The sequence below is a fragment of the Micromonospora globispora genome (genome assembly GCF_003857015.1).
GTDB classification, from domain to species: Bacteria; Actinomycetota; Actinomycetes; order Mycobacteriales; family Micromonosporaceae; genus Micromonospora; species Micromonospora globispora.
The window spans coordinates 1-16,004 of sequence record NZ_QGGF01000392.1 but is presented as its reverse complement, the minus strand read 5'-3'; the positions used below and the strand labels follow the sequence as shown (position 1 = coordinate 16,004).

At 72.4% G+C, this 16,004-nt stretch carries 22 protein-coding genes and 1 pseudogene; 5 read left to right on the top strand and 18 right to left on the bottom strand.

All coding sequences use genetic code 11. The annotated features are described in order from the left end of the window. A partial coding sequence (locus DKL51_RS20760; RefSeq protein ID WP_221623219.1) for an SDR family NAD(P)-dependent oxidoreductase occupies positions 1–759 on the top strand: 759 nt, incomplete at its 5' end. 33 nt (positions 760–792) lie between these two features. Here the strand turns inward: DKL51_RS20760 and DKL51_RS20755 are convergent. The 15 genes from DKL51_RS20755 to DKL51_RS20685 form a co-directional block, all read right to left on the bottom strand. Then, positions 793–1,479: a DivIVA domain-containing protein gene (locus DKL51_RS20755; protein WP_109965457.1), complete on the bottom strand. Its 687-nt coding sequence runs from the start codon at positions 1,477–1,479 to the stop codon at positions 793–795. Continuing rightward, a complete protein-coding gene (locus DKL51_RS20750; protein WP_109944275.1) occupies positions 1,476–2,654 on the bottom strand; it encodes a globin domain-containing protein in 1,179 nt (392 codons plus the stop codon). Before DKL51_RS20750 ends, DKL51_RS20755 begins: the two co-directional genes overlap by 4 nt. A gap of 2 nt (positions 2,655–2,656) precedes the next feature. Next, positions 2,657–3,049 (bottom strand): group I truncated hemoglobin, encoded by a 393-nt coding sequence (locus DKL51_RS20745; RefSeq protein ID WP_124812398.1) that lies wholly within the window; start codon positions 3,047–3,049, stop codon positions 2,657–2,659. Between the two features lie 485 nt (positions 3,050–3,534). Beyond that, positions 3,535–4,143, bottom strand: a complete 609-nt coding sequence (locus DKL51_RS20740) for a MerR family transcriptional regulator (RefSeq protein WP_124812397.1) — start codon at positions 4,141–4,143, stop codon at positions 3,535–3,537. A 194-nt stretch (positions 4,144–4,337) separates the two neighbouring features. Beyond that, positions 4,338–4,802 (bottom strand): bifunctional nuclease family protein, encoded by a 465-nt coding sequence (locus tag DKL51_RS20735; RefSeq protein ID WP_109965454.1) that lies wholly within the window; start codon positions 4,800–4,802, stop codon positions 4,338–4,340. 209 nt (positions 4,803–5,011) lie between these two features. Next, positions 5,012–5,713 (bottom strand): transcriptional regulator FtsR, encoded by a 702-nt coding sequence (ftsR, locus tag DKL51_RS20730; protein WP_185734866.1) that lies wholly within the window; start codon positions 5,711–5,713, stop codon positions 5,012–5,014. A gap of 50 nt (positions 5,714–5,763) precedes the next feature. Then, positions 5,764–6,216 carry an oxoglutarate dehydrogenase inhibitor Odhl gene (gene odhI, locus DKL51_RS20725; RefSeq protein WP_007071101.1) on the bottom strand — a complete coding sequence of 151 codons (453 nt, stop codon included), beginning with the start codon at positions 6,214–6,216 and terminating at the stop codon, positions 5,764–5,766. 217 nt (positions 6,217–6,433) lie between these two features. Beyond that, positions 6,434–6,814, bottom strand: a complete 381-nt coding sequence (gcvH, locus tag DKL51_RS20720) for a glycine cleavage system protein GcvH (protein WP_109944272.1) — start codon at positions 6,812–6,814, stop codon at positions 6,434–6,436. A 58-nt stretch (positions 6,815–6,872) separates the two neighbouring features. Further along, on the bottom strand, positions 6,873–7,805 hold the full coding sequence (locus tag DKL51_RS20715; RefSeq protein WP_124812396.1) for a DUF881 domain-containing protein: 933 nt from the start codon (positions 7,803–7,805) through the stop codon (positions 6,873–6,875). A gap of 8 nt (positions 7,806–7,813) precedes the next feature. Beyond that, complete coding sequence (locus DKL51_RS20710; protein WP_007071104.1) at positions 7,814–8,146, bottom strand: small basic family protein; 333 nt, start codon at positions 8,144–8,146, stop codon at positions 7,814–7,816. Then, a complete protein-coding gene (locus tag DKL51_RS20705) occupies positions 8,143–9,087 on the bottom strand; it encodes a DUF881 domain-containing protein (RefSeq protein WP_124812395.1) in 945 nt (314 codons plus the stop codon). The genes DKL51_RS20710 and DKL51_RS20705 overlap by 4 nt, the downstream gene beginning before the upstream one ends. Next, positions 9,084–9,725, bottom strand: coding sequence for a cardiolipin synthase ClsA (gene clsA, locus DKL51_RS20700; protein WP_109944269.1), 642 nt, complete (start codon positions 9,723–9,725; stop codon positions 9,084–9,086). Before clsA ends, DKL51_RS20705 begins: the two co-directional genes overlap by 4 nt. Before the next feature lie 325 nt (positions 9,726–10,050). After that, a complete protein-coding gene (locus DKL51_RS20695) occupies positions 10,051–10,521 on the bottom strand; it encodes a MarR family transcriptional regulator (RefSeq protein WP_124812394.1) in 471 nt (156 codons plus the stop codon). A 48-nt stretch (positions 10,522–10,569) separates the two neighbouring features. Further along, complete coding sequence (locus DKL51_RS20690; protein WP_124812393.1) at positions 10,570–11,757, bottom strand: PP2C family protein-serine/threonine phosphatase; 1,188 nt, start codon at positions 11,755–11,757, stop codon at positions 10,570–10,572. Between the two features lie 174 nt (positions 11,758–11,931). Next, entirely contained in the window at positions 11,932–12,678 is a 747-nt protein-coding gene (locus DKL51_RS20685; RefSeq protein WP_124812392.1) for an SAM-dependent methyltransferase, read from the bottom strand. Between the two features lie 148 nt (positions 12,679–12,826). Here DKL51_RS20685 and DKL51_RS20680 point away from each other — a divergent pair. From DKL51_RS20680 to DKL51_RS20670, 3 genes and pseudogenes are all read left to right on the top strand, one after another. Continuing rightward, a pseudogene (locus tag DKL51_RS20680) lies at positions 12,827–13,492 on the top strand (universal stress protein); the annotation flags it as partial. Between the two features lie 78 nt (positions 13,493–13,570). Continuing rightward, positions 13,571–13,780 carry a phosphatidylethanolamine-binding protein gene (locus DKL51_RS20675; RefSeq protein WP_109944264.1) on the top strand — a complete coding sequence of 70 codons (210 nt, stop codon included), beginning with the start codon at positions 13,571–13,573 and terminating at the stop codon, positions 13,778–13,780. Continuing rightward, a complete protein-coding gene (locus DKL51_RS20670) occupies positions 13,777–14,253 on the top strand; it encodes a hypothetical protein (RefSeq protein ID WP_124812390.1) in 477 nt (158 codons plus the stop codon). Before DKL51_RS20675 ends, DKL51_RS20670 begins: the two co-directional genes overlap by 4 nt. Here DKL51_RS20670 and DKL51_RS20665 read toward each other — a convergent pair. Continuing rightward, on the bottom strand, positions 14,250–14,456 hold the full coding sequence (locus DKL51_RS20665) for a hypothetical protein (protein WP_109966378.1): 207 nt from the start codon (positions 14,454–14,456) through the stop codon (positions 14,250–14,252). The two genes, DKL51_RS20670 and DKL51_RS20665, sit on opposite strands and share 4 nt — an antisense overlap. 126 nt (positions 14,457–14,582) lie before the next feature. Here DKL51_RS20665 and DKL51_RS20660 point away from each other — a divergent pair, with 126 nt between their 5' ends. Beyond that, positions 14,583–15,239, top strand: coding sequence for an HhH-GDP family DNA glycosylase (locus DKL51_RS20660; protein ID WP_109944261.1), 657 nt, complete (start codon positions 14,583–14,585; stop codon positions 15,237–15,239). A 3-nt stretch (positions 15,240–15,242) separates the two neighbouring features. On the opposite strand, the gene DKL51_RS20655 is transcribed toward DKL51_RS20660, so the two are convergent. Together DKL51_RS20655 and DKL51_RS20650 are read right to left on the bottom strand one after the other, a co-directional pair. Then, positions 15,243–15,431, bottom strand: coding sequence for a hypothetical protein (locus DKL51_RS20655; RefSeq protein ID WP_109944260.1), 189 nt, complete (start codon positions 15,429–15,431; stop codon positions 15,243–15,245). A gap of 69 nt (positions 15,432–15,500) precedes the next feature. Continuing rightward, on the bottom strand, positions 15,501–16,004 hold a 504-nt coding region (locus tag DKL51_RS20650; RefSeq protein ID WP_124812389.1), incomplete at its 5' end, for a transporter associated domain-containing protein.

Genomic DNA, 16,004 nt, shown 5'->3' with positions numbered 1-16,004 from the left:
CGATCACGCCGACCGGCTGACACCACCGAGCCCGGCGTGCCAGACTCCGCAGTCGTGGCAGACGACACCCGCGCGGTGGCCGTGGTGACCGGCGCCAACCGGGGCATCGGCCGGCAGGTCGCCGCCCAACTGGCCGCCGAGGGCCACCGCACCGTGCTGGCCGTCCGCAACGTCGACGCCGGCCACGTCGCCGCCCGCGACTTGACCGGCGACGTCGCCGTAGCCCCGCTCGACGTCGCCGACCCGGACAGCGTCACCCGCTTCGCTGGCTGGCTGCGCCAGCACCACGGCCGGGTCGACGTGCTGGTCAACAACGCCGCCGTCAACTACGACACCTGGCAGGACCCGCTCGGCGCCGACCTCACCCAGGTCCGGGACACCCTGGAGGTCAACACCCTCGGCGCCTGGCGGGTCGCCCAGGCCGTCGCCCCGCTGATGCGTCACCCCGCCCCCGGTCGGCGGATCGTCAACGTCTCCAGCGAAAGCGGCTCCCTGACCAGCATGGGCGCCGCCACCCCCGCGTACGCGATGTCCAAGGCGGCGCTGAACGCGCTGACCCGGCTGCTCGCCGCGCAGCTCGCCCCCGACGGCATCCTGGTCAACTCGGTCTGCCCCGGATGGGTCGCCACCGACATGGGCGGTCCCGCCGCGCCGCGCACCATCGCCGAAGGCGCCGCGAGCGTCCTATGGGCGGTGCGGATCCCCGACGACGGTCCCACCGGCGGTTTCTTCCGCGACGGCCACCCGCTGCCCTGGTGAGGTCCGGCCCGACGGCAGGCCGACCCGTCAGGGCTACTGGTGGCGGGGCAACGCCACCCGCACCTGGCCGCCGCCCACCGGCGCCGCACCGCCGGCCTCGCGGGCGATCCGCTCCATCGTGCGCGCCAACTGCTCGCTGCCGTCGTCCAGGTGCCGGGCCGCCGCCCGCATGTGCGAGATCATCATCTCGCCGAAGATCCGCAACGCCTCCCGCGTCGCCACCGAATCCTCCGCGTGCCCACCGGCCCCGGCGCGGTACTCCGCCACCGCCCGCTCGGCCTCCTGCTTCGCCTCCTCCGCCGCCGCCCGCAGGTAGCCGTCGTACTGCACCCGGGCGTACTCGGCGACCCGCCGGGCGTAGTCGTGGGCCTGCGCGACGATCTGCTCGGCCTCCCGCTGCGCCGCCGACAGCAGGTTCACCTCCTTCGCCGCCGGCACCGGCGACGTCGACTCCGCGCTCGGGATCACCCCGTGCCGGTGCAGCTCCACCCGGTCGGTCAGCCGCTCGTTCTCCGCCCGCAGGTTGGCAATCTGCGTGGACAACAGATCCAACTCGTCGGCCACCTGCATCCGGAACCGGTCCACGTCGGCGTGGTCGTAGCCGCGGCGGGTGAACGACGCCGCGTCGAACTGCCAGCGACGCACCCGGTCCGCCGTCATCCGCACCTGCGCGGCGGACACCTGCACCCCGTCGTACCTGCCGATCGGCGTCGCGCTCACCGCACCCCTCCGGAAATGTCAGCGGCGGACGCCTGCTGCACCGCCGTGCGCCACGCCGGCCCGTACCAGTGCTTCCCCAGGCCCTCGTGGTGCAGCTGGCCCGCGTGGTAGCCGGCCTCGGTCAACGTCGTCACCGCGTGCCCGACCATCTCGTCCGACCCGCACACGTACACGTGCCGGGACCGCCAGTCCCCGTCCGCCAACGCCCGGTCCACCACGTGCACGACCTCCCCGGGCCGCCGGAAGTCCGAACCGACCGCGTACGTCACCGTCAACCACGGCGACGACGACGCCAACTTGTCGATCGCCTCGCTGTCGTAGAACTCCCCACGCGACCGCGCCCCCACGTACAGGTCCACCTTCCGCCCCGAACCCTCCGCCGCGATCTGCTCCACCAGCGCCTTCACCGGCGCCCAGCCGGTGCCGCCGGCCAGCAGCAGCAGATCACCCGAGCCCGCCGACCACAGGGTCAACCGGTCCCCCACCGGCGCGGCCAGGTGGATCCGGTCACCCACCGCGCACCCGTACACCAGCCGCGACGACACCGCGCCACCCGGCGCCGCCCGTACGTGCAGCTCCAGCGTGCCGTCGGCGCGGGGCGCGTTCGCCGGCGAGTAGTACCGCCACGACCGCACCGCCGGGTGCGACACCCCGATCGACTGGCCCGGCGTGAACGGCAACAGGTACTGCGGGCGCAGCGTCAACACCGCCACGTCGAACGTCCGCCGCTCGTGGCCGACGATCTCCGCCACCCACCACGGCGGGTGCACCGCCTCCGCCGCCTGCGCGCCCTCCGTCATCACCTGCGCGACCAGCCCGTACGCGTCCGCCCAGTCCCGCGCCAGCTCGTCGGTCCACGCCTCGCCGAGGAAGTGCCGCACCGTCGCCAGCAACGCCTCACCGACGGCCGGGTAGTGCTCGGCGCGTACCGCGAACTTGCGGTGGTCCGCGCCGAGCTGCTGCAGGAACCCGACCAGCCGGTCCACCTGGTCGACGTGGGACACGATGTGCCCCAGCGCGGTGACCAGCCGGTCCCGCTGCCCGGCCATGTCCGTCGGGAACATCTGCCGGGTCTCCGGATGCGTCAGGAACAGCGTCGAATAGAAGTAGAGCGGCACCTGATCGCCGTGCGCGGCGACCAGGGACCAGCTCTGCTTGAGACCTGCCGCGTCCACGCTCAGCGGCCCGACCCGGCGGCCACCACCTGCTCCTGCACCTGCCTCAGCACACCTGCCACGTCGGCGATCACGTCCGCCGGCACGCCCAGCTCCGTCAGCGTCTCCGTCAAGTGACCCCCGACCCGGGCGTAGTGCTCCGCGGGGATGCCCAGCGGCTGGTGTGCCTCGGCCAAGCCGCGGCCGTTGTACTCGTTCGGCCCGCCGAGGACCACCGTCAGCATCAACGCCAGGTGCCGCCGCTGCTCGGCCATGTCCACATTGGTGAAGTAGCCGGCCACCTCCGGGTCGGCGAGCACCTTGTCGTAGAACAGCGCCACCGCCGCCCGCACCGAAGCGGCGCCGCCGATGCGCTGGTAGTTGGACAGGGGGGCGGTCTCTTCCGTAACCGTCACGGTCGTTCCTTCCGGGGGTGAAGGGTCGCGCGGCCAGCGCGCGAGGAACATCGGCCGGCCGGGCTACGTCACCGTGCGTGCCGGGACGCCACCACGAGCGCGACCGCGTGTCGGACCATAGCGTGCCCGGCGCTCCCGGTCACGACCCGCTGATCAGATTTCCGACAACACCCGCTCACGCAGAGTGAGGACGAGTTGGTCGAATGTTCCACCCGCCGCCACCGCGCCGCCACAATCGGTAAGCCCGTCGCCCCGCCGCAGACGAGACAGTCCACGCCGGACCGCCGCCCGGCCAGCGTCTCCCATCGGCGCCGGGCGCACCGGTGACCACCCACGACGCCAACCAGCTCCGCGAGCCGCCGGCGGTCCCACCCGCCGGACCGCCCGGCACCACCCCAACGTCCACATCGAATCACGACACGTGACCAAAAAAGAACCGCGCCGGGCCTCCGCCACGACGCGATCCGCTAAAACTTTCGGGCGTGTCACCCGGCCCGACGACGAGCCCGCCGCGCCGCCAACTCGTCCCCCACCGACTCCGTCGACTCGTCCGGCTCCGCCGCGGACACCGCCCGCTCCTGCCCACCGCCCGCCGCCGGCTCCGCCGGCAGATGCGACAACGAACCCTGGATCTCCTTGAACGCGCCACCGATCGCGATGCCGAACACGCCCTGGCCACCCTGCAACAGGTCGACCACCTCCTCCGGCGAACGACACTCGTACACCGTCGTCCCGTCCGAGATCAGCGTGATCCCCGCCAGATCCTCCACCCCACGCGACCGCAACGCCTCGATCGCCTTGCGGATGTTCTGCAGGGACACCCCGGCGTCCAGCAACCGCTTCACGACCTTCAACACCACCAGGTCGCGGAACGAATACAACCGGGACGTCCCCGAACCCGACGCATCCCGCACGCTCGGCACCACCAGCCCCGTCCGGGCCCAGTAGTCCAACTGCCGGTAACTGATGCCGACCGCTTGGCACGCCGTCACACCGCGGTAGCCCACGTCGTCACCCTCGGTGCCCGACGCCGACGGGGTCACCCCCGCCTGCTGCTGCTCCGTACCCGGACCAGGATCCCGCGGCTCGTGCATCGGACAACCTCCCCGCCCGTGCGGTGACACATCGTTTCGACCGACGCGCACCCCTCGACACCGCAACCCTATAGCGGCCCTCAAGGGTTACCGGGGAGGAACGAACGCGACACGCCGCGCAGCCACGACGAAGATCACCAACGCAACGATACCGTCACTCACCGTGACGGTTCGTCGAGTGGCACCGGGCGAGGTCAGCCCGCGAAGTCCTCCGGCCGCACCTGCTCCAGGAACTCCCGGAACTTCTCCACCTCATCCTCCTGCTCGTCAGGGATCACGATCCCCGCCTCGCTGAGGACCTGCTCGGCACAACGAATCGGAGCCCCCACCCGCAACGCCAACGCGATGGAATCACTCGGCCGCGCGGACACCCGCACCCCGTCACCGATCAACAGATCGGCGTAGAAGACGTTCTCCTTCAACTCGATGATCTCCACCGCCCGCAACGGCGCCTGCAACGCCGCCAGCACATCCCGCAGAAGATCATGAGTAAGCGGCCGGGCCGGCTTGACCCCCTGCTGCTCATAAGCGATCGCCGTCGCCTCGACCGCGCCGATCCAGATCGGCAGATAGCGGTCCCCCTCGACCTCCCGCAGCAGGACGATCGGCTGGTTGCTGGGCAGCTCCACCCGAACTCCGACCACGCTCAGCTCGCGCACCGCCGCCTCCGTGTCGTCGTCGCCTACGCACCGCGCCCTTTCCCTGCACGGTACACGGACCGCGACACGAGATCCCATGCGCTACGTGCACCCTGCGCCCTGCCGGAAAAGGGGTTACCCCGGCAAGCCTACGACACGCTTCCCGCCGCAGACCTTTCCGCTCACACCGACGGAACAGGCCGGGCGCCCCCACGACACCCGGCCCACCATCACCGACCCAACGTCGACCGCAACCCGACCCGCACCAGAGCCGCGTGCAACTGCTGCGACAACGCCACCAACTCCCGCGCCGTCTCCGCCGCCCGGGCCCGCGCCGCCGGATCACTCTGCCGCGCCAACGGCGCCACCAACTGCGCGAACAGACCGACCTCCCGATCCGCCGCCGTCCGGTACCCACGCAGATGCCGCGGCTCCAGCCCGTACGCCGCCAGACCCGCCACCGCCCGCGCGATGATCAACGCATCCGCGTCGTACCAGCCCGGCGGATCGGACACCAGCACACCGAGCCGCTCCAACTCCGCCAACGTCGACTCGGCGATCCCGCTCCGGGCGATCAGATCCGCCCGCCCCAGCCGCACCTCCGACGACTCGGCGGACTCCTCCGCGTCCCGGCCCGGCACCTCACCACCGGGACCCACCGCCACCAACGTCGGCCGCTGCCGACCCGGCGCCGAACCCGAGGCCTCCCACTCCGCCAACTGGTCACGGATCACCCGCAACGGCAGATACTGGTCCCGCTGCGCGGTCAACACGAACCGCAACCGCGCCACATCGTCCCAGCTGTACTTCCGGTACCCCGCCGCCGTCCGCTGCGGCTCCACCAGCCCCTCGGCCTCCAGGAACCGCAACTTCGAAATCGTCGTGTCCGGGAACTCCACCCGCAACTGCGCCAGCACCTCGCCGATGCTCATCAGCGCACCGGACCCGGCCCCGCCGGGCGGCGTCGAAGCCGCAGGCTCGTTCACCCCCGGCCGGCCTCCTCCTCCGGGCGCGGACCGGCGATGAACACCACCCGGAACTTGCCGATCTGCACCTCGTCACCATTGCTCAAGGTGGCCGCCTCGACCCGCTCCCGGTTCACGTACGTGCCGTTCAGGCTGCCCACGTCCCGCACCGTGAACGTGCCACCGTCCCGGTGGAACTCGGCGTGGCGCCGCGACACCGTCACGTCGTCGAGGAAAATGTCACTGTCGGGGTGCCGGCCGCTCGTCGTCACATCGTGATCCAGCAGGAACCGGGCGCCCGCGTTCGGACCCCGACGAACCACCAGCAGGGCCATCCCCGGCGGCAACGAACCGGACATCCGGCTCGGCACCACATCGGTGTCCGGCCCCTCCAGCACTTCGTCGAGCGAACCGAGATTGAGCGTCGAAGTGACGTCGAGTGGGGGGAACTCGTCGTCTGGCCGCGTCATGGGGACCACCTCACGGATCTGTTCGGTCGGCGTCGGGGTAATGGCGGGTCTGGCCGCCGGGCAGTTGCTCACCCGGCGGCTGGCTCCCCGTGCCCGGGAAGGCGCATTCCACAACGCTCAACTATTGGGTTCTCGGTCGACTGGGCGAGCCTAGCCAGCGCCGAAATGCAGGGCAACCGGACGCGCGGAGACCAGCCCCGCACCGCCCGGGCAACACTCAGCTCTCAGTGAGCTCGCGGTACGCGCCGGCGGTCAACAGACCGTCGACCGCCGCCGGATCATCCGGAGTGATCTCCACCAGCCAGCCCGCACCGTACGGGTCGGTGTTGATCACCTCAGGGGTGTCGCCGAGCGCCTCGTTGCGCGCCGCGACCGTGCCGCTCAGCGGCGCGTAGATCTCCGACACACTCTTGGTCGACTCGATCTCACCCAACGGCTCACCCGCCGCCACCACCGCGCCCTCGTCCGGCAACTGGACGTACACGATGTCACCCAGGGCGTCCTGCGCGAAGTGCGTGATGCCGATCCGGACGGCGCCGCCGTCACCAGACGCCACCCACTCGTGCTCGGCGGTGTACCGCAGATCCTCAGGAATCACCAGCTGCGTCCTTCATCCATCCGTGCACCGGGGGGAAACCGGCGCAGGCCGCGACCGGTCAGGAGACCGGACGGGCGTGATCCAGCGTGATCGGCGCGTGCAGCTGCGAAACCTCCACAGCCTCACGATCCTCGGGCGTCACGTTACCGCCGGCGTCCTGCACCGATGCGACCACCCCGCCAGGAATGTTCAACGCGGTACGCATCGTCGCCGGATCCCCGATCACCGTGATCGTGTACGGACCGCTCAACCGCCGCCCGTCCACCGTCAGACCACCACCCGCGGCATCCACGAAGTACGTCGACGCGATGATCCGCACCGTCGTGCCGTCCGACCCGGCGATCTGCATCGCCTCCGCGCCCGCACCCCGCAGCTCCTGCACCGCGTCCAGGATCCGCGCCGACGAGATCGCCTTGTCGGGACCCTCGAACCGCACCGTCAGACCCGGCCCCACCGCCGGCAACGTACCCGCCAGGATGCCCAGCTCGTCCGCCCGCCGGGTCGCCTCCTCCAACGCCGCCTGCCGGCCCTGCTCACCCGAGCGCAACTGCCGCTGGCTCTCCTCCAGCGCCTCGATGTCCTGCCGCAGCCGCCGCTCCCGGGAATCCAGATCCGAGGAGATCCGGACCAGGTCCTCCTCCCGGGTTGCCGCCAACGTCGGATCCGTCGACGTCGTCTTCAACTGCACCACCAGGGTGAACCCGAGCAGCGCCAGCAACACGGCGATCATCGCGCCCGCCGAGGTCAGCCGGCGCGCCACCGAACCACCCGCGGTCGCCTCCGGCTCCCCGGCCGACGTGCCGGTCTCCCGCTCCGCGGGCGCTTCCGTCTCCGCGGGCGCTTCCGTCTCCGCCGGGGGCGCCAACGGGCTCAGCTCGTCCGGATCGGGCGCGTCCGGGCGTGGATCCGGCTCACCCGCCGGACCCGACGGCCGGGTCGGCTCGGACGGCTCCGGCCAACCCGTGCCCGTCTCCCTGTGCTCCTCGCTCATCGCCACACCTACGCCCGGAACAGGTGACGACGGATCGCCGCCACATTGCCGAAGATGCGCACCCCGAGCACGACCACCACACCCGTGGAGAGCTGCCCGCCCACGCCCAACTGGTCACCCAGATAGACGATAAGGCCCGCCACCAGCACGTTCGAGATGAACGACACCACGAACTGCTTGTCGTCGAAGATCCGGTCGAGCTTCGCCCGGACCCCGCCGAACACCGCGTCGAGCGCGGCCACCACCGCGATCGGCAGGTACGGCTGCAACGCAGCGGGCACGGTGGGGTCGAGGTACACCCCGAGGACCACACCGGCGAGCAACGCCAGCACCGCGATCATCGGCCACCTCCGGAGGGGCTGGGAGAGGTCCCCGAGCCGGACGGCCCGGGACTGGTCGAACGTGAGGAGGTCGAACCCGACGGCGACGGGCTCGGACTCACCGAGGGCTCGGCGTAGCGTAGCCGTGGCTGCGGGGCGGCCGGCAGGGTGAGGTCCTCGGCGTCCTTCACCCCGAACGACAGGCCGGTGGTCTTCGCCACCTCCCGCATCAGGTTCGCCGCCCGGCTGTCGTCGAAGCGGTCCCGCATCGACCCCGGGCCGATCGCCGCCACCTCGTACGGGCCGGTCACCGGGCGGTAGTCGACCAGGATCGCCTCGCCCGCCGACCGGATCGTCGAGGTCGCCGTCAGCCGCTGCCCGTTGATCGCGATCGCCTCGGCACCCGCCGCCCACAGCGCGTTGGCCACCTTCTGCAGGTCGGAGTAGAGCACCCGGGACGGGCCGGCATCCGCGCCGGTCACCGCGTTCTTGTCCGCCGCCGCGTCGGCCAACCGGACCACCACGCCGTCACCGCGCACCCGAGCCAGCCCGGTGGCCGCCTCCAGGTTCCGCAACCGGGACGCCTGGGAATCGCCCAGCGCCGCGTCCCGCTGCCGGCTCACCTCCTCGCGCAACTGGTCCGCGCGCGCCGTCAACCGGTCGGTCTCGCTCTCCCGCTGCTTGATCTCGGCGATCAGCCCGGCCCGGGCCTTCGCCCGGCTCGGCTCCTCCGCCACCGTCTCCCGGTAGGCGACCGCGAAGAGGAAACCGATCGCCAGGATCACCACCACGCTGACCGGGCGGGCCGCCAACCGGCGCCAGCGCGACGGGGGCACCTCGCGGCGCCGCGCCGCCGCGTCCTCGTACCCCGGGTCGAGGGGGTTGCGGAACAGTTCGGTGAGGAAGTCCGGCGCGTACACCCGGGCAGAGGGGTCCCGACCATCGCGAGGGGTCGAACTCATGCCGCCGCACCTCCCGAGCGGGTACGCATCGCGTGGACCAGGCGCCGGGCCTGCACCACGTACATCGCGCCGGCCACCCAGTAGAGCACCAGACCCCACCAGGCCAGTCCCCAGCCGATCGCGCCGGCGACCGTGGCCGTGGCCGGCGCCGCCGCGGCGAGCAGGAGGATCGGGAAGGCGGCCAGCAGCAGGAAGGTGGCGGTCTTGCCGACGTAGTGCACCGGCGGCGGGCCGTACCCGTACCGGCGCAGCACCGCCAGCGACCCGAGCAGGAGCAGCTCGCGAGCCAGCAGCGCCCCGGTGAACTGCCACGGCACCACCTCCCGCGCGGTGAACGCGAGCAGCGTGGCCAGGATGTAAAGCCGGTCGGCGAGCGGGTCGAGCAGCTCACCCAGCCGGCTGACCTGCTGGAGCCGGCGGGCGACCCAGCCGTCCACCCAGTCGCTGGTGCCACCGATGGCCAGCACCACGATCGCGGCCACGTCGGCGCGGACCACGAGGAAGAGGTAGAGGAAGAGCGGTACGCCGATCAGCCGGACGAAGCTGATGAGGTTCGGCAGGGTGAGGACACGGTCCCCCACGACCGCCGCCGTACCGCCGGAAGCCGGATGCTCTGCCCGAGCCGGCCGACGCGACACCGAACCCTCCCTTCGCAGCACGGTCCGGCGGCCGACCGAGGTCGGCCGCTCCGGAGGGACGTGCGCGTTGCCGGCCGGTCACCGCCGGCGCCCTCTGCGATCCCGGGCTGGGACCTCCCCCGATACGGCCCACGATCGAGGCGATCGTGGGCCGCTGAGTTGCGCTGCCACTATATCGGGCGCCTCGTCAGTGCCCCGGCTCGTGCGTTCCGTTGCGGCCGTGCTGTTGCATTCTGTGCGGACTGACACCACCCGTAAGGCATCCTAGGACACTAGCTGAGCGGCATTGAGCAGCCCGAACAGCGGCGAGGACGGGGACGGCGGGTCAGGCGGTGCGGGCGGTGGATTCGGCCCCGGGCTGCACGGCGGTCATCGCCGCCGCCTGACTGAACGCCACCAGGGCCAGCAACAGCTCGTGCTGCACCCGGTTGGGCATCCGGTCCAGGACGGCCTGGACTGCCTGGTGCCGGCGATCCTTCAGCTCCCGCAGCAGGGTCTCGGCCGCCGCCGTGGGAATCAGCCGGACCTCCCGGCGGTCCCGGGGGTCGGCCACCCGCCGCACCAGGCCCATCGCCTCCAGCCGGTCGCAGAGCCGGCTCGCCGACGACGGTACGACGTCCAGCAGCTCGGCCAGCCGGTTCACGTTGGCGTCCGGATTGGTCATGATCAGCGAGAGCACCCGGAGCTGGGTCGGGGAGACGCCGACGGTGTGCCGGGACGCGGCCGCGTCGAGCACACCGATGAGCGCCTCGGCAGCCGCATCAATGGCCGCGGCAAGATTCGGAGGTCGCTCCACCCGATATCCCCTGCGATCGTCCCGCTCGTGCTCGCCCCGACGTCCTGGTTACTGCGCACGCCCGTCGGCCACCGAACTGGAGCCGCGCCAGTCCAGGCAGACGACCACCGCGTCGTCGCGGAGATCCGCGTCGGCGTGGTGAGCGTGGAGTTCGCGCATCACCGTACCAACAGCCTCGGTCGCCGGCTGCAGCCGAGTGGACCGCATCGCGCGCGCCATGGCCCTTTCCCCGTAGGACTCCCGGCCGTCCGGCTGGGCCGCGTACACGCCGTCGCTGACCACGAAGAGCCGGTCCCCCGGCTCCACCGTGACCTCCTGCACGTCGTACCGGGTCTCGGCGAACATGCCCAGCGGCAACTGCTGCTCCAGCGGGACCCGGCTGACCGTGCCGCCGCGCAGCCGCATGACGTGCGGCGAGCCGGCGTCGACCGCCCGCACCACCCCGTGCCGGGTGTCCAGCTCCAGCAGCAGCGTGGCCACGTGCCGGCTCCCCCGGTGCTGGTAGTAGATCGTGTCCGAGGCCAGCTCCGCCTGTTCCACCAGGCTTCCCCCGGACCGGCGGGCGTTGCGCATGGCGTTGACGGTGACCGCGGTGAGCAGCGAGGCGGCCAGCCCGCTGCCGGTGCCGTCGAGCACGGTGACGGTGAGCCGGTCGCCGTCCACCGACCAGTCGAAGTGGTCCCCACCGACGCTGTACGCCGGCTCGAGCTGGCCGGCGAGGAGGAACGCGCCGTGCGTGACGCTGCGGCCGGGCAGCAGGTCCCACTGCATCTCGGCGGCCATGCTCAGCCGTTCCCGGCGCCGCGCCCGGCGGTACCGGTCGGTCTCCCGGTCGGCCGCGCGCAGGGCCATGGCCAGCTCGCCGGCGATGTCCCGAGCCTGGTCGACCGTCGCCGCGTCCGGCGAGTCGGAGAGCTCGATCAGCAGCACCCCGAGCCGCTCGCCCCAGACCGACAGCGGCAGATAGATCCGGCAGCGGCCGTCCTCTCCCCCGTCGAGCACCGGCTGCTGGCTGCTGAAGCAGCGCTGCGCCACCCCGTGACAGGAGAGGAAACCGGCGTCCGGCAGCTCCGGATCGAGTACCGGCCACAGCCCGCTGAACCGGTAGTCGGCGATGAACACCTCGGTCCGCGACGCCTTCAGTTCCGCACGGATCGCCCGGTCGGCGGCCTCCGCCAACTGGTCGGGCGGCGCCACGCGCAGGGCGCGTGACACCTGTCCGGGCGCATCCGGCATGTTCATCCTCCGAGGACGACTATTGCTACAGGGCAAGCATCATACGGAGGAGAGCGCGCGCCCGATCGGCCGGTTCCGACCGCCCGCCGGGGCCGACCGGCACGGCACAGCGCCGGCCCGAGGCGTCGACGGACCGGGGAACGAGCCGCGGGAACGCCGCCGAGGACCGCCGGGTCAGGCGGCCGGCCTGGTGGCCACCCCGCCGTGGAACGCCTCCGGCACAGGGGCGGACTCGCCGTCCCGGCGCCACCGGGCGACCGGCACGATGCCGTCCTCGGTAGGCACCCAGCGGCCCAGCAGCGGAGCGCACGCCGACGGCGGGCGCATCCGGAACTCCGGCCCCATCACGGCCAGCGCCTCCGGGCGCCCGGCCAGCTCCTCGCCGGGGAAGTCGATCGCGAGGAAGCTGCCCGGCGCGGCCGCCTCGTACAGCTCGTCGAGCGTCCGGGAGAGCGTCTCGTCGTCCAGGAAGGCCGCCAGGCCGAGGAAGACAACCCCGGTCGGTCGCCTCCCCCACCCGGGCACGAACCGGTGCAGCTGGGCCGGGTCGACGGTGCCGATGTCGGTGGCGTCGCCGTAGCCGTACCCGGCCCGGTCGCTGCCGGTCAGGATGCGCTGGCCCAGCCGGATCGTCACCGGGTCGACGTCGGTGTAGAGGACCGTCGCCTCCGGCGCGGCCTCGTGCACGTTGCCCCGGGTCGGCACGCCCGCCCCGAAGACCAGGAAGCTCTCCACCCCGGCGTCGGCGATCGACCGGACGGCCCGGCCGAGGAAGTCGCGCAGCGAGCGGAAGACCTCGGCGCACGGACCGTACGACTGCTCGAAGGCGCGGGCCGCGGCCACGTCGACCGGGAAGTGGTGCTCGCCGCCGAGCCAAAAGTCGATCATGCGGGCGATGCTCGGCTGATCGGGCTCGGCCATCGACGAGGCTCCCTTCCTCGGGCGAACGGTCGACAGCGTACCGAGGGGTGGGCTGCGGCGGTATCGGCCCGCTGACCGGCCGCCGGCCGCGATACTGGCCGCGAGCGTCCGGCGGCCAGGAGGTGCAGCGGTGAACTCGGCGAACGGCGCGGCGGCGGTCGCCGAGGCCGAGTCGGCCGCGCCCGGGCTGCGTGTCTCCGGCGAGATCATCGACGGTGAGGCGGCGGCCGTGCTGGTGGGCGAGTCCACCACCGCCACCATGATCGTGCTCGGTGACCGTGGCCTGGGCGGCTTCGCCGCGCTCGTGCTCGGCTCGGTCGCCATCCAGGTCGGCTCGTACGCCGACTGCCCGGTGCTCGTCGCCCGGGGCGAGGACCGCACGAGCGGGCCGGTGGTGGTCGGCGTCGACGGCTCGGCTCTGTCCCGGGCCGCGGTCGAGTTCGCCGCCGAGGAAGCGTCGGTGCGGGGCACCCGGCTGCACGCGGTGCACGCCTACACCCACCCGTTCTCCGGCGGCCCGGGCGACATGCAGCCCCTGGTGTACGAGGTGAACCAGCTACGCGGCGAGGAGGACCGGATCGTGGCGGAGTCCCTCACCGGGCTCGGCAACCGTTACCCGGACGTGCCGGTCACCCGGGAGGTGGTGCACGGTCGGCCGGTGACCGTGCTCACCGAGGCGTCCCGCACCGCGCAGCTCGTGGTCGTGGGCGCCCAGGGCCGGAGCGAGCTGACCGGGCTGCTGCTCGGGTCGGTGAGCCAGGGGGTGCTGCACCACGCCACCTGCCCGGTCGCCGTGGTCCGCTCCCCCGCCTGAACCCCGGGAATGACCGGCACGGTGACGGGTAGACGACTCCGGTACGCCGAACGGCGACAGCGACCGGAGGAGGCAGCGATGCCAGGACCACGGCCGGGCAGCAACGCGTACGACAAGGAACGGGCACGACTGCGTGATCTGATCGAGCAGTCCGGGCGGGCGGCGGACCAGGAGGCGAACCAGGCCGCCAACCGGATCTTGCAGGACGACCGCGGCCAGCGGGGCATCGTCCGGGGCGAACGGACGTTCGGGCCCAAGGGCGAGCGCGAACCCGGCGACCCGAAGTGAGGGCTGCGCCGGTAGTAGACGGGGCCATCGCCGGCGCGGTGGGCAGTGCCGTGCTGAACGTGGTCAGCTACCTGGACATGGTGGTCCGGGCCCGGCCGGCGAGCAGCACTCCGGAGGAGACCGCCCGTCGGCTGGCCGGCGTAGCACACGTTGACCTCGGGCCCGAGGACCGGGCGGCCAACCGCCGCTCGGGCCTCGGGCCCCTGCTCGGGTACGGCACCGGCGTCGCGGCCGGTGTCGCATTCGGGGTGCTCGCCGCCCGCAAACGTATCCCGCTGCCAGTGGCCGCGGGGCTGCTCGGCGGTGGCGTGATGGCCACCACCGACGGTTCGATGACCGCGCTGAAGGTGACCGACCCCCGGCGCTGGGGGCGATCCGGTTGGGTGGCCGACCTCGTGCCGCACCTGGCATACGGAATGGCGGCCGCAGCCACCTGGAACCGGCTGCGACCGCCATCGCGGCGGGGTCGTTAGCCCCGGGGTTTGCTCTCGTCGTCGGCCATCTGCCTACCGGCCGGGCCGTACGGCGACGCCTGGCCCTTCGGCACCGTACGTCCCCGGTCCCCCTGGGACGTCCCGCTGTTACGCGGGTGACCGGAGGGGCCGGGCTCCTTGCTGTCCTGCACGGTCGGGTTGTGCTCGTTGCGACGCATCTCGGGCTGCTGCACGTTCGTCACGGGCTTCTCCTTCCCGGTGGGGCACGCGACGTGAGCCGCGCACCTGTTCCGGTTACCCGTCGCCGCCGAGCGCATTCCGGCAGCCGCCGCGGGTCTGCCCGCGGGCCACACGGGTACACCATCGGGATGCGGAACGATCGGAACGTGGCCCGGGTGCTGCTCGACCGGCAGGGCCGGACGTACGCCGAGGAGGCGGGCATCAAGCTGGCCGACCGCCCCGGACCGCTGTACCAGCTGCTGGTGCTCACCACCCTGCTGAGCACCCGGATCCGGGCCGGGGTGGCCCTGGCCGCCGCCCGGGAACTCTTCGCCGCGGGTTACCGGACGCCGGAGGCGATGGCGGCGGCGAGCTGGCAGGACCGGGTCGACGCCCTCGGTCGGGGGCACTACCGCCGCTACGACGAGCGGACCTCCACCATGCTCGGCAACGGCGCCCGGCTCTGCCTGGACCGCTGGCACGGGGACCTGCGCCGGCTGCACCGGGAGGCCGACGGGGAGCGGAACGTGCTGCGCCGGCTGCTCATCGAGTTCCCCGGGATCGGCCCGACCGGGGCGGACATCTTCCTGCGCGAGGTGCAGTCGGTCTGGCCCGACCTGCGCCCATACGCCGACCGGCGCACCCTCAACGGTGCGAAGCGGTTGGGCCTGCCGGCGAACCCGCAGGGGCTGGCGGGGCTGGTCCGCGAGGGTGACTTCGGCCGGCTCGCCTCGGCGCTGGTGCGGGTGACGCTCGACGAGGACTCCGCGGAGGACGTCACCCGGACGGCGGCGGCCACCCGCTGAACCTCACTTGGCGGCGCTGTCCTTCGGCCGGGTCACGTACCAGACCAGGGCGGACGCCAGGAGGGCGAGCAGCACGAGGCCGCCGGAGATGCCGCCGTCCTTGCCGGTGCTGCGGTGCCCGGTGACGCCGAAGTAGATCACGGCAAGCCCGGCGAGCACCGTCAGGAAGGTGCGTATCCCTCGTTCCCTCACGCTCCGGACGGTAGGGCCAACCTCGCCGAAAGACGACCAAAGATCCGCGATTCACCCGTTCGGGGAAAATCAGCCCCCAACCGCGGCACCCCGCAGCCGGACCAGCCGGACCGCCCGGTCGGCCACCTCCACCACCTCCACCGTGAGCTCCGGCAGCTGCACCCGCTCCCCCGGCCCGGTCGGCACGTGCCCCAGCCGGGCCAGCACCAGACCGGCGACGGTGGTGTACTCGCGGGACAGCGGGAAGGTCAGCCGTACGCCCACGTCGGGCAGGTCGTGCAGCGGGAAGTCGCCCGGCACCAGCAGTGACCCGTCGGCCTCCCGGCGCACCTCGGAGATGTCCCGGTCGGTCTCGTCGTACAGCTCGCCGACGACCTCCTCCAGCAGGTCCTCCATGGTGACGATGCCGTCGATGCCGCCGCGTTCGTCGACCACCAGGGCGAGCTGCTCCCGGCCCTGGCGCAGCTCGCGCATCGCGTCGGCCACCGGGAGCGTGGCGGGCAGCAGCAGCGGCCGCCGGGCCCGCTCCCCCACCGTGCCGGTCGCCCCCACCAGGTCCCGGATGTGCACCAC

What these genes read in the sequence shown, in the direction of transcription:
- DKL51_RS20740 (WP_124812397.1), bottom strand. Translation starts at nt 4,143, where the DNA reads ATGCACGAGCCGCGGGATCCTGGTCCGGGTACGGAGCAGCAGCAGGCG.
- ftsR (WP_185734866.1), bottom strand. Translation starts at nt 5,713, where the DNA reads ATGAGCATCGGCGAGGTGCTGGCGCAGTTGCGGGTGGAGTTCCCGGAC.
- odhI (WP_007071101.1), bottom strand. Translation starts at nt 6,216, where the DNA reads ATGACGCGGCCAGACGACGAGTTCCCCCCACTCGACGTCACTTCGACG.
- DKL51_RS20715 (WP_124812396.1), bottom strand. Translation starts at nt 7,805, where the DNA reads ATGAGCGAGGAGCACAGGGAGACGGGCACGGGTTGGCCGGAGCCGTCC.
- DKL51_RS20710 (WP_007071104.1), bottom strand. Translation starts at nt 8,146, where the DNA reads ATGATCGCGGTGCTGGCGTTGCTCGCCGGTGTGGTCCTCGGGGTGTAC.
- DKL51_RS20705 (WP_124812395.1), bottom strand. Translation starts at nt 9,087, where the DNA reads ATGAGTTCGACCCCTCGCGATGGTCGGGACCCCTCTGCCCGGGTGTAC.
- DKL51_RS20690 (WP_124812393.1), bottom strand. Translation starts at nt 11,757, where the DNA reads ATGCCGGATGCGCCCGGACAGGTGTCACGCGCCCTGCGCGTGGCGCCG.
- DKL51_RS20685 (WP_124812392.1), bottom strand. Translation starts at nt 12,678, where the DNA reads ATGGCCGAGCCCGATCAGCCGAGCATCGCCCGCATGATCGACTTTTGG.
- DKL51_RS20675 (WP_109944264.1), top strand. Translation starts at nt 13,571, where the DNA reads ATGCCAGGACCACGGCCGGGCAGCAACGCGTACGACAAGGAACGGGCA.
- DKL51_RS20660 (WP_109944261.1), top strand. Translation starts at nt 14,583, where the DNA reads ATGCGGAACGATCGGAACGTGGCCCGGGTGCTGCTCGACCGGCAGGGC.